The sequence below is a fragment of the Thermaerobacillus caldiproteolyticus genome (genome assembly GCF_013761245.1).
Taxonomy (GTDB): Bacteria; Bacillota; Bacilli; order Bacillales; family Anoxybacillaceae; genus Thermaerobacillus; species Thermaerobacillus caldiproteolyticus.
The window spans coordinates 376,193-389,223 of record NZ_JACDUT010000001.1 but is presented as its reverse complement, the minus strand read 5'-3'; the positions used below and the strand labels follow the sequence as shown (position 1 = coordinate 389,223).

Annotated in this window: 17 protein-coding genes and 1 other annotated feature; all 17 genes read left to right on the top strand. The window is 42.2% G+C overall.

Features of this window, described 5'->3' with window-relative positions; genetic code table 11:
• Positions 1–25 precede the first annotated feature (25 nt).
• The 17 genes from HNR31_RS02050 to rplU all read left to right on the top strand — a co-directional run bounded on the left by HNR31_RS02050 (position 26) and on the right by rplU (position 13,023).
• The gene (locus HNR31_RS02050; protein WP_181554578.1) at positions 26–481 is read left to right on the top strand and encodes a prepilin-type N-terminal cleavage/methylation domain-containing protein; all 456 of its coding nucleotides are present in this window, start codon (positions 26–28) and stop codon (positions 479–481) included.
• Between the two features lie 14 nt (positions 482–495).
• Positions 496–1,245, top strand: coding sequence for a prepilin peptidase (locus HNR31_RS02045; protein WP_181554577.1), 750 nt, complete (start codon positions 496–498; stop codon positions 1,243–1,245).
• Between the two features lie 17 nt (positions 1,246–1,262).
• Entirely contained in the window at positions 1,263–2,219 is a 957-nt protein-coding gene (gene pilM / locus HNR31_RS02040) for a type IV pilus biogenesis protein PilM (RefSeq protein WP_181554576.1), read from the top strand.
• A complete protein-coding gene (locus HNR31_RS02035) occupies positions 2,203–2,802 on the top strand; it encodes a PilN domain-containing protein (RefSeq protein WP_181554575.1) in 600 nt (199 codons plus the stop codon). Before pilM ends, HNR31_RS02035 begins: the two co-directional genes overlap by 17 nt.
• Positions 2,799–3,566 carry a pilus assembly protein PilO gene (locus HNR31_RS02030; RefSeq protein WP_181554574.1) on the top strand — a complete coding sequence of 256 codons (768 nt, stop codon included), beginning with the start codon at positions 2,799–2,801 and terminating at the stop codon, positions 3,564–3,566. Before HNR31_RS02035 ends, HNR31_RS02030 begins: the two co-directional genes overlap by 4 nt.
• Before the next feature lie 22 nt (positions 3,567–3,588).
• The gene (locus HNR31_RS02025) at positions 3,589–4,050 is read left to right on the top strand and encodes a type II secretion system protein (RefSeq protein WP_181554573.1); all 462 of its coding nucleotides are present in this window, start codon (positions 3,589–3,591) and stop codon (positions 4,048–4,050) included.
• A 112-nt stretch (positions 4,051–4,162) separates the two neighbouring features.
• Positions 4,163–5,116, top strand: coding sequence for a stage II sporulation protein B (locus HNR31_RS02020; protein ID WP_181554571.1), 954 nt, complete (start codon positions 4,163–4,165; stop codon positions 5,114–5,116).
• Between the two features lie 126 nt (positions 5,117–5,242).
• Positions 5,243–5,803 (top strand): Maf family protein, encoded by a 561-nt coding sequence (locus HNR31_RS02015; protein WP_181554570.1) that lies wholly within the window; start codon positions 5,243–5,245, stop codon positions 5,801–5,803.
• 125 nt (positions 5,804–5,928) lie between these two features.
• On the top strand, positions 5,929–6,609 hold the full coding sequence (gene radC, locus HNR31_RS02010; RefSeq protein WP_181554864.1) for a RadC family protein: 681 nt from the start codon (positions 5,929–5,931) through the stop codon (positions 6,607–6,609).
• Between the two features lie 154 nt (positions 6,610–6,763).
• Positions 6,764–7,786 carry a rod shape-determining protein gene (locus HNR31_RS02005; protein WP_181554569.1) on the top strand — a complete coding sequence of 341 codons (1,023 nt, stop codon included), beginning with the start codon at positions 6,764–6,766 and terminating at the stop codon, positions 7,784–7,786.
• A gap of 21 nt (positions 7,787–7,807) precedes the next feature.
• A complete protein-coding gene (mreC, locus tag HNR31_RS02000; protein WP_181554568.1) occupies positions 7,808–8,674 on the top strand; it encodes a rod shape-determining protein MreC in 867 nt (288 codons plus the stop codon).
• Positions 8,671–9,189 (top strand): rod shape-determining protein MreD, encoded by a 519-nt coding sequence (mreD, locus tag HNR31_RS01995; protein WP_181554567.1) that lies wholly within the window; start codon positions 8,671–8,673, stop codon positions 9,187–9,189. Before mreC ends, mreD begins: the two co-directional genes overlap by 4 nt.
• A 40-nt stretch (positions 9,190–9,229) precedes the next feature.
• Positions 9,230–9,907, top strand: a complete 678-nt coding sequence (gene minC, locus HNR31_RS01990; protein ID WP_309505583.1) for a septum site-determining protein MinC — start codon at positions 9,230–9,232, stop codon at positions 9,905–9,907.
• Positions 9,908–9,924: 17 nt separating this feature from the next.
• Positions 9,925–10,728, top strand: a complete 804-nt coding sequence (minD, locus tag HNR31_RS01985; protein WP_181554565.1) for a septum site-determining protein MinD — start codon at positions 9,925–9,927, stop codon at positions 10,726–10,728.
• Positions 10,729–10,825: 97 nt separating this feature from the next.
• Complete coding sequence (locus tag HNR31_RS01980; protein ID WP_181554564.1) at positions 10,826–11,590, top strand: M23 family metallopeptidase; 765 nt, start codon at positions 10,826–10,828, stop codon at positions 11,588–11,590.
• Positions 11,583–12,449 (top strand): site-2 protease family protein, encoded by an 867-nt coding sequence (locus tag HNR31_RS01975; RefSeq protein WP_181554563.1) that lies wholly within the window; start codon positions 11,583–11,585, stop codon positions 12,447–12,449. Before HNR31_RS01980 ends, HNR31_RS01975 begins: the two co-directional genes overlap by 8 nt.
• 170 nt (positions 12,450–12,619) lie before the next feature.
• Positions 12,620–12,700 (top strand) — a sequence feature (ribosomal protein L21 leader region).
• A 14-nt stretch (positions 12,701–12,714) separates the two neighbouring features.
• The gene (gene rplU / locus HNR31_RS01970) at positions 12,715–13,023 is read left to right on the top strand and encodes a 50S ribosomal protein L21 (RefSeq protein ID WP_181554562.1); all 309 of its coding nucleotides are present in this window, start codon (positions 12,715–12,717) and stop codon (positions 13,021–13,023) included.
• The last annotated feature ends 8 nt before the right edge of the window (positions 13,024–13,031 follow it).

Sequence of the window (13,031 nt, the reverse complement as noted above, 5' to 3'; positions counted from 1 at the left end):
AATACAGGAAAAAGGAGAGGAAATTATGTTAAAGCGCTTGTTGAAAAACGAACGGGGACTCACATTGATTGAATTGCTTGCGGTCATTGTCATTTTAGGAATTATCGCGGCGATTGCGATTCCAGCGATTGGCGGACTTATTGACAACTCGAAAAAAGATGCACATGTATCTAACGCACAGCAAATGATTAATGCAGCAAAAATCGCGGTAACGTCTGATAAAGATTTGCTTCCTCCTAGCGGCCAAACTAAACAAATTACATTGGAAAATTTAGAGAATGATGGATATTTAGAAACAGTGAAGGATCCAGATAAAACTAGTAACGGTTATGATGAAAGAGGATCTTATGTTGAAATTGAGAATACAAATAACAAATTATCATATAGCGTTAAGTTGGTTAATTCGGAACGAGGCGTCCAAACTGATTCTGGTGGGCCTGTTGATGAAGATGATTTAAAGCGTTCTGCAGTACGTCCGTAATGGTTTGATTTAGAATGAAACAAGTATTCATTTTTATATACTCCCTCCTCCTCGGCTCCTTTTTCAACGTCGTTGGACTTCGGGTGCCGATGGGAGAGTCGATTGTCAAGCCTCGTTCGCATTGCCCACGCTGTCAGCGTACGCTGACAGCGTGGGAATTAATTCCTGTCGTTTCTTATGTCATTCAAGGCGGGAAGTGTCGCGGGTGCGGTGTGCGTATTTCGCCGCTTTATCCGTTTGTTGAGCTTTCGACCGCGATTCTTTTTACGATTTCGCCGCTCGTGGTGGGATGGTCAAAAGAATTGATCGTTGGTTGGACGCTCATTTCGTTATTGATGATTATCGTTGTTTCTGATCTTCGCTATATGGTCATTCCTGATCGGGTGTTACTCGCTTTTGCCGCCATATTGATTCCAGAACGAATGTTTGTTCCTTTGTCGCCATGGTGGGATTCGCTCGTTGGTGCAGGTGTCGGTTTTTCTCTTTTGCTGCTTATTGCCGTCATTAGTAAAGGCGGCATGGGCGGCGGAGATATTAAATTGTTTGCGCTTCTCGGCTTCGTGTTAGGATGGAAGATGGTATTGCTTTCTTTCTTTCTTTCGACGCTTTACGGAACGATTTTTGGACTTGTCGGCATGGCGTTTGGCAGTGTTCGCCGCGGAGAGCCGATGCCGTTTGCCCCTTACATTGTATTGGGAACGTTAACCACTTATTTTTTCGGACAAGCGTTCATAGAGTGGTATAAGCAATTTATCTTGTTTTAGTACGAGGGGAACTGAATATGCTCAATATTGTAAAACCGCGACATAAAATAGCCAATCTTGTGATAAAAGACCATGTGATTCGCTATGTTGAGGTCAAGCCTCATGACCCGTTTTCGATTCATAAATACGGAGAGCGGGAGTTGCCGAGCGGAGTCATTCATGATGGGAAAATCCTCGATCGCGAAACACTTGAAATTATTTTGGAAGAATGCGTAAGTGAATGGAAGCTGAAACATCGTCGTATTCGTTTTATCGTTCCTGACTCGGTTGTTGTCATTCGGCAAATTCCACTTCCAAACGATTTAGAAGAAGATGAGATTCGCGGGTACTTGTTTATGGAATTAGGAGCGACGATTCATTTGCCGTTTGAAGATGCCGTTTTTGATTACGTTATTTTAGAAAAAACGGAGGAGAAGTTGACGATTTTATTGTTTGCTGCTCCGGAACAAGCCGTGATGAGCTATGCTGATGTATTGGATGTGGTAAAGCTGCGTCCAATTGCTGCTGACGTGTCGCCGTTATGCTTATATCGTTTATATTATGCGGCTGACCAAGTGAAAAAAGATGATCACTTATTGCTCGTACAGATGGATGTATCAGCGGTGAATGTGAGCGCATTTTATCAACATAAACCTGTTTTTATGCGCCACCTTTTGATGGAATGGCAGAGAGAGCAGCATGACATGAAACAGCTTGAAGAACTGCTTCAACCATTTGAAGACGTTTATAAAGAAATCGAGCGGATGATGAGCTTTTATCGCTTTTCTATTCATCAAGGAAACGAACAAATTAAGCGCGTGCTGTTAACGGGGGATCATCCTCATTTGTCATCGATTTATCAATCGATGCAAGAACGGTTTGATGTCCCGATTGAACGCCTTTCCGACAAAATAGCAAGCGTCATTGATTCGCGCTACCATTTAGCATGGGGACTAGGACTAAAAGAGGGAATTCATCATGTTCGTCGACATTAACTTACTGCCAAAAAAAGAGCCGAAAAATGTTGTTTTCCTTGTTAGCATAGCGATTGTATTGCTGTTTGCTGGGGCAATGGCTTTTGTTTTTTACATGTCGGTGCAAAAAACGGAAACGACCATTCATTCGCTCACACAAGAGTTAAAGAAAATCCGTGCGTTACAGGCAGTCCAACAAGAAAAATTAGTGAACGCTCAATCGTTGAAAGAAGTGCAAGAGTTAGAAAAAACGGTCAAATGGGCTGAACAATACCCGATGAAAACGGTTCTTCTTCTTCGCAGTATGACAAAGCTTTTGCCGGAAAGAGGCTTTATCATGAATTTTTCCTATGCAGAAAACGGAACGGTAAGCGTCACCGTACAGTTTGATACGAGCGAAGAAGCGGCATATTATTTAAAAAGGTTATCCGATGCTGATTTTGTGGCCGATGTACAATTGAAAAGCCTTACGACTGCGGAAGAAAAAAGCGATGAGGAAAAAGACGAGGAAAACATAGAACATATATTGCCGCGCTATATCGCTCAATATGAATTGCACGTGAACAAAAACGCTTTAAAAGAAGAAAAGGAGAAGAAACAATGACCGTCCGTTTTTCCAAACGCCAACTCGTTTTCCTTTTCACTTTTCTTATTGTCATCGCTGCTTTTTTTGCCGTTCTTTATGTTTATACACTCAAGCCGCTTTATAACCGGATGGATGAGCTAAGCGCGACCGTTGATAGTGAGAAACAGCTATTAGCAGCGACAAAAGCCCAAGTCAGTCAACAACAAACACAAAACACCGAAAGTGTCGTTGAACTAGAAAAAAAGGTACCAGTCAAACCGCTTGTCGAACAGCTTTTGCTTGATTTAGAGAAAGCAGAAGTCATTTCGGACAGCTTCATTTCGAACATGACATTTAATGAGGAAGCCGAAATCAATTCGTCTGAACAATCATCAACAACGAACGAAACGAATGAGCAAAAAGAAACGAAGTCGTCGACATCATCGAGTGAGTCATCTCTCTCATTGCCAAGCGGTCTTAAAAAAATTTCTGTTCAACTAACGGTCCAGTCACCGTCGTACTATCAGTTAGAACGATTTTTACAAACGTTAGAGGAATTGCCGCGTATCGTTTCTGTTGAATCGCTGTCATTTACCGGGAACCCAGAATTGACATCGATCGATACAGAAGTCAAGCCATTAACCTATTCACTCACGATTAGCGCGTTTTATCATCCGGGTTTAGCCCATTTACAAAATGAACTGCCGCCGCTTGACGTTCCTCCGCCGAGCGAGAAGCGGAACCCGTTAACAGAAATCACCCCGAATGACTCGCCAAAAGAAGAAATGTCACCGGGGCGGTAACATTGAAACGGAGAGGGATCGCATGCTGTTGCGCACAAATAGAGGGATGACGCTCATTGAACTATTAGCGGTCATTGTCATTTTCGGGGTGGTTTCCCTTATTGCAGTGATCGCTGTCCTTCACATCATTGAAAAGTCAAGAGAGCAAGCGTTTGTTTCCAATGCTTACGCGCTATATGAAGCAGCTCGTCTCCATGTCGGCGCAGAAAAAGTCGAGTTTCTTTCTCCCCGCTCGTCGGAAACATTAACGTACAAGCAACTTGTGGAGGACGGCATGCTCGAACCTATGCAAGACCCGTTCACAGGAAATGTGTTATCACCTGAGAATAATTCATCGTATGTGTTAGTAAAAAAACGCGAAGACGGTAACCTAGAATATTCTGTTTGTTTAAAAGGAGAAACGAAACAACTTTGTACGTACTCTGAACAGTCTCCTGAAGTGCCTATTGATGCCTTGTCAGTGAAAGAAATTCGCGATCAATAAGGAGCGAAATTTGACGAAAACCTTCGAGAACAAGACGACAAATGTCTTGTTCTTTTTTTCTTTCTTTATGATAGGATGAACGGAGAACGAAGGAAACGGGGATGATGAAAAGATGGACAAGCAAGGAAAAGAGATTTCGATTAAAATTAACGGTAAAGAACGGCCGTTTACAACAGAAACATCAACGTATATAGAAGCGGAAATAAGTGCGGCGAAGGAAGAAGAACCGCTCGCCTTGGAAGCTCCGCCGCTCGTTTCGTTTCCATCCGAAACAACGCCATCAAAGAAGCGGCCGAAGGTGAACAGGATGATAAAAACGCGCGTGAAATCCGCCGTTTTTTCGATTTTTATGGCTGTGATTATTGGGACAAGCTTCGGCTTTATTGTTCTCAATGTCATTCCGGAGAAAAAAGAGCCTATGTCTCTTCAGAAGGACCGCTCGCTTTCGGCGATTTCGCCAGCATCGTCGTCGAAAACAGCAAATGTTCCCCCGTCTTCAGCCGCTGAAGGAAACACAGAGTCAGCGTTTACCGTCAGTGTCATTCAAGCAGGTGTATTTAGCGATGAGAAAGCAGCAAAAACTTATGCAAAACAATTGCAGAATTCCGGAATTCCGATTGTAGTGGCGGTTGGCCAACAGCCGATATCATTATTCATCGCGGTGGGTGCCGATAAGGAAACGCTGCAGCCACTAAACGATTGGTACAAGCAAAAAGGACAAAGTACGTATATGAAATCACTATCTTTAGGGACCGTTAATGATCGGCAACTCCAAGATTTCCTAACCGCTAGCGAATCTTTATATGAAAAAGTTGCTGTCTTATCTGCTCGCTTGTTAGGAAAAGGAGAAGTAAAACCAAATGAGTGGGCATCTTTAAAAAATGCGTATAAGCAATTTGAATCACAATCACCTTCAAATAATCAGGCCAAGCAATACGTTCGACACTTAAAAAATGCTTATTTATCATTGGACGCTTATCAAGAAGAAGAGGATGATGCATTGCTGTGGAAAGCCCAACAAGAACTTCTTGAAGCATTAAACGATTATATTTCATTAACCTCGTGAAGAAGCGAATTTAGCTTCTTTTTTTTTGGAGAATTTTGTCGCATTTAAAAATTGTGTCTAAACGTGAGATTTGGTACGATACAATTGTATCTTCCAATTTGAAACGAATTGCAAAGGGTGATGTCAATGAAACGATTACTATTAGCTTCTAGTTCTCCTCGTCGCAAACAACTGCTTGAAATGGCGAACCTCTGCTTTGAAATCCTCCCTAGTCATATTGATGAACAATTTCAAGAAGACGAATCCCCTGAACAAATCGTTCAATCGCTTGCTTATCAAAAAGCAAAAGCAGTGGCTAGTACTAATCCTGACGCATACGTCATTGGTGCGGATACAGTCGTTGTTTACAACGGACACATTTTAGGAAAGCCGAAAACGAAACAAGAAGCAGCCAATATGTTATGCCTCTTATCTGGAAATACTCACGAGGTGCTAACAGGAGTAGCCATTGTCACACCGGACCAGGAAACAGTGTTTGTTGAACGGACAGCAGTAACCTTTTGGGACTTAACGGAGGAGGACATTTCCGCGTACATTGCCACTGGCGAACCAATGGATAAAGCGGGGGCATACGGCATCCAAGGACAAGCGGCACTATTTGTCAAACGAATTGAGGGAGACTACTTTTCCGTCGTCGGCTTACCGTTATCGCGTACTGTTCGTGAACTAAAGCGACTTGGTTGGTAAAAGATCATAAGGATTTGTTGTCTTAAGTTGTCTGGAAAAAAGCATGCTTTTGAAAAGGAATTTCGTCTGCAAGCTGGCTGTTGAAAAGTGCCAAAGCCAAAAAGGGGGTATTCATTCTGAAAACGATGTCGTTAATGATTCGAGATGTGCCAAAAGAGTCCCGTCCGCGTGAACGTCTCGTTATGAATGGACCAGAAAGTTTAGCGGACCATGAGCTGCTTGCAATTTTATTGCGGACAGGGACAAAAGAGGAATCAGCGTTGCAGCTTGCTCATCGTCTGCTTCATCATTTTGAAGGATTACGGCAGCTAAAAGATGCAACGATTGAAGAAATGACAAGTTTAAAAGGGATCGGTACAGCCAAAGCGATCCAAATTTTAGCGGCGCTTGAATTGGGACGGCGCATTAGTCGCCTTAGTTACCATGAACGATATGTGATTCGTTCTCCCGAAGATGGGGCAAAATATGTGATGAACGACATGCGTTTTTTGTCTCAAGAACATTTTGTTGCTATTTATTTAAATACGAAAAATCAAGTTATTCATCGTAAAACGGTGTTTATCGGTAGTTTAAACGCCTCTATTGTTCACCCGCGTGAAGTGTTTAAAGAAGCGATTAAGCGATCTGCTGCCTCTATCATTTGCGCTCACAATCATCCTTCAGGTGATCCGACCCCGAGCCGCGAAGATCTCGAAGTTACGAAACGACTCGTCGAATGCGGTCGAATGATCGGAATTGAAGTGTTAGACCATCTCATTATCGGTGATCAAAAATTTATCAGTTTGAAAGAAAAAGGATATATGTAGTAGTTCTCTTTTTTTGTCGAATAAGTTATAATAACAGTTATGAGTTTTTCATAGCCTTTTCTTAGGGCGGTGCTGTACAAAAACATATGAAAAATCGACAAAATTAGCGAATTTTTATAAAAAAGTATTCGTTTCAGAAAGGAAGATACGGACTATGTTTGGATTGGGGACAAGAGATCTTGGAATCGATTTAGGAACGGCCAATACTCTTGTATATGTGAAAGGAAAAGGAATTGTTGTCAGAGAACCATCAGTAGTTGCTTTGCAAAAAGATACGAAACAAATTGTTGCAGTTGGAAATGAAGCGAAAAATATGATTGGGCGGACACCGGGAAATGTAGTTGCGTTACGCCCAATGAAAGATGGCGTCATTGCTGATTATGAAACAACTGCGATTATGATGAAATACTACATTAATCAAGCAACGAAAAACAAAGGATTGTTTGCTGGTAAGCCATATGTGATGGTATGCGTACCGTATGGCATTACAGCAGTAGAAGAGCGTGCGGTCATCGATGCCACACGTCAAGCTGGTGCACGCGATGCGTATACGATTGAAGAGCCGTTTGCGGCAGCGATTGGTGCCAACTTGCCTGTATGGGAGCCAACAGGGAGCATGGTTGTCGATATCGGTGGCGGTACGACAGAAGTTGCCGTCATTTCTCTTGGCGGCATCGTTACAAGCCAGTCAATTCGCATTGCTGGCGACGAAATGGATGAATCGATTATTCAATACATTCGCAAAACGTATAACTTAATGATTGGGGAGCGTACAGCTGAAGCAATCAAAGTCGAAATCGGTTCTGCTGGAGACCCTGAAGGAATTGGTACAATGGAAATTCGTGGCCGCGACTTATTAACGGGGCTGCCAAAAACGATTGAAATTAGTGCAGAAGAAATTGCCGAAGCGTTACGTGACACCGTCTATGCGATCGTGGATTCCGTGAAAAATACCTTAGAAAAAACGCCACCGGAATTAGCGGCGGACATTATGGATCGCGGCATTGTCTTAACAGGTGGCGGCGCGCTCTTGCGCAATCTCGATAAAGTCATCAGTAAAGAAACGGACATGCCTGTGATTGTTGCGGAAAACCCGCTTGACTGCGTGGCGATCGGCACAGGTAAAGCATTAGACCATATTCATTTGTTTAAAAACAAGGCGAGGGACCATCGCTAATGGTAAGAGGGTGTCGACATCATGCCACAGTTCTTTTTGAATAAGCGATTAATTTTGTTACTCGTCAGCATCATTTTTCTCGTGGCATTGATTGGTTTTTCCTTAAAAGAACGGACAGAGCTCACATGGCCAGAACAGTTTATTAAAGATACAACTGGTTTTGTACAGCTTATCTTTCATAAGCCCGCACAACTTGTTGCGGGCTTCTTTGAGAATATTCAAGACATCAAAAATACATACAAAGAAAACAAGTTACTCAAAGAACGTCTTGATGAATATGTAACCTTAGAGGCACAGCTTCAAACGTTAAAAAAAGAAAATGCCGAGCTTCGGGCGATTTTGAAGAAAAAGGAAAGTTTGCGTGATTTTGTACCGATTCAAGCAACGGTGATCGGACGAAATCCGGATCGTTGGCAAGAAATTATCATTGTCAATAAAGGAGAACAAAACGGCGTTAAAAAAGACATGGCGGTCATTACGCCAGAGGGATTGGTCGGGAAAGTGCAACATGCTTCTCAATTTACATCAACTGTTCAGTTATTGAGCGCACTCGACCAAAAAAATCGCATTTCCGCTTATGTGCAAGGCAAAGAAAATGTATTTGGATTAATTGAAGGATACGATGAAAAGCGGAAGGCATTGCTTTTAAAGGAAATTCCGTTTGATGCCAAAATTGAGAAAAAGCAACTCGTCGTAACGTCTGGTCTTGGCGGTATTTTCCCAAAAGGGTTACCTATTGGGGAAGTCATGGAGGTTGTACCAGATCAGTACGGATTAACAAAAATGGTCTATGTGAAGCCGGCTGCCAATCTTTATGATATTGACGATGTCATTATTGTGAAACGAAAAATTGGTGAGACGTTACAAGAAAAGGAGGAAGCAAAGTGAAAAAACTCTTTCTTCCTTTTCTTGCAACAGTATTTTTCATGAGCGAAAGCATTTTTATTGATCTTTGGCCAAAAGATGAGTTGTACCAGCAGTATGTATTTGTGCCTCGCTTTTTACTTATTTTCCTTATTTTCCTGACTGTTTATGTCACGCAAACGCATGGAATGGTATATGGGTTGATTTTTGGCATGTTATATGACATCGTCTATACAGAAGTTCTTGGTATATATATGTTTTCATTTACCCTTATTGCTTATATGATGGCAAAAGCGATGAAAATATTTCATAATCATCTTTTTATTACTTGTTTTCTTAGTATGATGGCTGTCTCTGTTCTTGAGTTTTATGTGTACGGAATTCAGTTGCTTATTGGAAAAACCAACATGTCTTTTCACGATTTTTATTCACATCGCCTGCTGCCGACGCTGGTGTTAAATGTTATATTTATTATTTTATGTTCTTACCCATTAAAGCAGTGGTTAGTAAAAATCGGACGTCGCGAGCGGGAAGAATGAAAAAGGAAAACGGACGGGGTTTGTAGAATTATTCGTTGAGGTGAACGTTGTGAATAGGCAAAAACAATCATATGTAACGATTAAGGGAACGAAAGATGGGCTGACGTTACATCTCGATGATACGTGTTCCTATGATGACTTAATTGCCGAATTGGAAGAAAAGTTAACGGTGAATGAACCGAAGGAATCAGACGGTCCGCTCGTTTCTGTTCATCTCAAAGTTGGAAATCGTTACTTAACACCGAAACAGGAAGAAGAGCTTCGCGCGTTAATTCGAGGGAAAAACAATTTAGTCGTTCAATCCATTGACAGCAATGTCATCACGAAAGAGGAAGCGCTTCAATGGAAACGGAAAACCGAAATTGTGTCAGTGTCTAAAATTGTTCGTTCAGGTCAAGTGTTGCATGTGCAAGGCGATCTTTTATTAATTGGTGATGTGAATCCTGGAGGAACGGTTATTGCCGGGGGAAACATTTTCATTCTTGGTGCATTACGGGGAATTGCCCATGCGGGGTATTATGGAAATAAGGATGCGGTCATCGCAGCCTCGATTATGAAGCCGATGCAGTTAAGAATTAGCGACGTGATGAGCCGTGCTCCCGATTATAAAACAGATGAGCGGAATGAGATGGAATGTGCGTATATTGATGATGATAACCAAATTGTCGTTGACCGCTTGCAGTTACTTACGCATCTACGACCGAATTTGTCACGGTAAGAAAGGAGAATGTAGCAGTGGGAGAAGCTATCGTCATTACATCAGGAAAAGGCGGCGTCGGAAAAACGACAACGACCGCTAACGTAGGAACAGCGCTTGCGTTGTTAGGAAAGCGTGTCTGCCTTGTTGATACGGACATTGGCTTACGCAATCTTGATGTTGTCATGGGGCTTGAGAATCGTATCATTTACGACTTGGTTGATGTCGTAGAAGGTCGCTGCACCATTCAAAAAGCGCTAGTGAAAGATAAGCGTTTTGACGACCAACTTTATTTATTGCCGGCAGCGCAAACAAGCGATAAAACAGCGGTCACGCCGGAACAAATGAAACGTTTGGTTGAAGAGCTGAAACAAGATTATGATTATGTGCTGATTGATTGCCCAGCTGGAATTGAGCAGGGCTATAAAAATGCTGTGGCGGGAGCGGATGCAGCAATTGTCGTGACAACGCCGGAAGTGTCAGCGGTGCGTGATGCTGATCGAATTATTGGTTTACTAGAAAAAGAGGAACATATTAAGCCGCCTCGCTTGGTGATTAATCGGATCCGCGGTCATATGGTGAAAAACGGAGATATGCTCGATATTGACGAAATTGTCATGCACTTATCGATTGATTTATTGGGAATTATTGCCGATGATGAAAATGTCATTAAAGCGTCCAATAACGGGGAGCCGATCGTCCTTGACCCGAGCAGCAGAGCCTCCATCTCTTATCGCAATATCGCCAGAAGAATTCTTGGTGAATCTGTACCGTTACAACCATTAGAAGAGGAACAAAAAGGTCTCTTTGCAAAAATTAAAAAACTTTTTAGTGTGCGTTAACCCCTGCTAACTAGGTTAGTAGGGGTTTTTATCATATATTCATAGGTTGTCTAATAAACTAGTACAAACTACGTTGTAAGGGAATGGTGAGAGATGGATGAATAAGCGTGCTCGAGAGATTCGCAAGCGAATCGAAAAACGAAGACGAGATCGGCAGAATCATTATGAAGCACCACGACAAGCCCTATTTGATGTAACGGATGAAGAGCGATACGGACAACCGGTCATTACATATGACCGTTACTCGTTGGATGAAAAGCACCCTCTGTTTCGAAAAGAAGTATTTCTTTTCAAAACGCTTTTCTCTGTTTGTCTTGTATTAGTGACGGCAATTTTATTTAAACATCCATCAACAACGCTAGAACCGGCAAGAGATTTTGTTAAAAAGACGATGGAACAAGAATTTCAATTTGCTGCTGTGTCCCATTGGTATGAAAAACAATTCGGGGAGCCGCTGGCATTATTTCCAACGGAAAAAAAAGACACAAACGCCTCAAAAACGAAACAGTATGCGGTTCCTGCTTTAGGACGTGTGCTTGAAAACTTCCAAAAAAACGGTCAGGGGGTTATGGTGGAAACGACAAGTAACGCAAAGGTTGAAGCAATGAACGAAGGCATTGTGGTTTTTGCCGGAACAAAAGACAAGATTGGCAAAACCGTCATTATTCAGCATGCTGACGGAAGCGAATCATGGTACGGCAACTTAGGAAAGATTGCCGTGAAACTCTATGATTTCGTGGAAACGGGGAAAGAAGTCGGAACAGCGATGAATAATGCCGACAATACAAAAGGGGTATTTTACTTTGCGATTAAAAAAGGGGATCACTTTATTGATCCAATTCAGGTGATTTCCTTTGAATAAGTATGTATCGGTACTGACAAAAATCCATATTCATCCGCTGCTATGGCTCATGAGCGGAATTGCCGTTGTGACTGCCCATTTTCAACAATTGTTTCTGCTATTTTTCATTGTCTTTATTCATGAGCTCGGTCACGCTGTTGCCGCTCTTTTTTTTTCATGGCGCCTGAAACAAATATTGTTGTTACCGTTTGGCGGTGTTGCCGAAGTGGAAGAGCACGGGAATCGTCCGTTTCACGAAGAGTTGGTTGTCACTCTTGCCGGCCCGGTACAGCATATTTGGCTTTTAGGAGCTGCCTTTCTTCTATGGAAAAGCGGCATGATCACAACCGAGGGATGGAGGATGTTTGTCCATGATAACATCGCTGTACTTCTCATCAATTTATTACCGATTTGGCCATTGGATGGTGGAAAGCTATTGTTTCTTGCATTGGCGCGCCATCTCCCATTTAGTGAAGCGCATGAAAAAATGGTTTTTTGTTCGTTTGGGGTACTGGCTATTTTGGTAATAGCAATTGTTTTTATTGAACCGTCCCAACTCGATCTCTGGGTTATTGTTCTCTTTCTCATGGTCTCTTTATGGAAGGAATGGCGTCATCGTCACTATGTTGTCATGCGCTTTTTACTTGAGCGCTATTATGGAAAAAGAGGTGACTATATGAAATTGCAGGCGATTACCGTTGACGAAACAGAACCGATTCTACATGTGCTGCAAAAATTTTATCGCGGTCAAAAACATTCGATTGTCGTTGTGAAAAATAACAAAAAGCAAGCGACCCTTGATGAAAATGAACTTCTTCATGCTTTTTTTACCGAACGGCAAACCGACGAACAGGTAGGAAACCTTATATATAATATATGAGCCGGTTGGCTAATATATAGGAAAATTTTATAATATCAATGTCAATGAGAGCAGTCAAACATATTGACAGCTCTCGTTTAGTTATGGTACTATTTCTCGTGTTGTAGAAAATTTTGTACCGTTCAGCTAAACGGACAAAAAAGGCGGTGCAAAGGTTCGTCTTTGCAGCACCCGTACTACAACCGCTCAGCGCAGGTTCCAAGCTTTCGCAATCGCGAAACGCCTCGTTGCTGGCGAGTCTGAGTCTATGTTAGGAGGTGCAATGATGTACGCAATTATTGAAACTGGCGGTAAACAAATTAAAGTTCAAGAAGGTCAAGAAATTTACATCGAAAAAATCGACGTAGCAGAAGGCGAAACCGTGACATTCGACAAAGTGTTATTCGTAGGTGGCGAGACTGTAAAAGTTGGAAATCCTACGGTCGAAGGGGCAACGGTAACGGCGAAAGTGCAAAAACATGGTCGTCAAAAGAAGATCATCGTTTTCAAATATAAGCCGAAAAAGAACTATCGTCGTAAACAAGGTCACCGTCAACCTTACACAAAAGTAGTCATCGAAAAAATTAACGCGTAAGACACTAG

Bases quoted from the DNA above. Each gene is read 5' to 3' on its own strand.
- HNR31_RS02050 (WP_181554578.1), top strand. From the start codon at position 26: ATGTTAAAGCGCTTGTTGAAAAACGAACGGGGACTCACATTGATTGAA.
- HNR31_RS02045 (WP_181554577.1), top strand. From the start codon at position 496: ATGAAACAAGTATTCATTTTTATATACTCCCTCCTCCTCGGCTCCTTT.
- pilM (WP_181554576.1), top strand. From the start codon at position 1,263: ATGCTCAATATTGTAAAACCGCGACATAAAATAGCCAATCTTGTGATA.
- HNR31_RS02035 (WP_181554575.1), top strand. From the start codon at position 2,203: ATGTTCGTCGACATTAACTTACTGCCAAAAAAAGAGCCGAAAAATGTT.
- HNR31_RS02030 (WP_181554574.1), top strand. From the start codon at position 2,799: ATGACCGTCCGTTTTTCCAAACGCCAACTCGTTTTCCTTTTCACTTTT.
- HNR31_RS02025 (WP_181554573.1), top strand. From the start codon at position 3,589: ATGCTGTTGCGCACAAATAGAGGGATGACGCTCATTGAACTATTAGCG.
- HNR31_RS02020 (WP_181554571.1), top strand. From the start codon at position 4,163: ATGGACAAGCAAGGAAAAGAGATTTCGATTAAAATTAACGGTAAAGAA.
- HNR31_RS02015 (WP_181554570.1), top strand. From the start codon at position 5,243: ATGAAACGATTACTATTAGCTTCTAGTTCTCCTCGTCGCAAACAACTG.
- radC (WP_181554864.1), top strand. From the start codon at position 5,929: ATGTCGTTAATGATTCGAGATGTGCCAAAAGAGTCCCGTCCGCGTGAA.
- HNR31_RS02005 (WP_181554569.1), top strand. From the start codon at position 6,764: ATGTTTGGATTGGGGACAAGAGATCTTGGAATCGATTTAGGAACGGCC.
- mreC (WP_181554568.1), top strand. From the start codon at position 7,808: ATGCCACAGTTCTTTTTGAATAAGCGATTAATTTTGTTACTCGTCAGC.
- HNR31_RS01980 (WP_181554564.1), top strand. From the start codon at position 10,826: ATGAATAAGCGTGCTCGAGAGATTCGCAAGCGAATCGAAAAACGAAGA.
- rplU (WP_181554562.1), top strand. From the start codon at position 12,715: ATGTACGCAATTATTGAAACTGGCGGTAAACAAATTAAAGTTCAAGAA.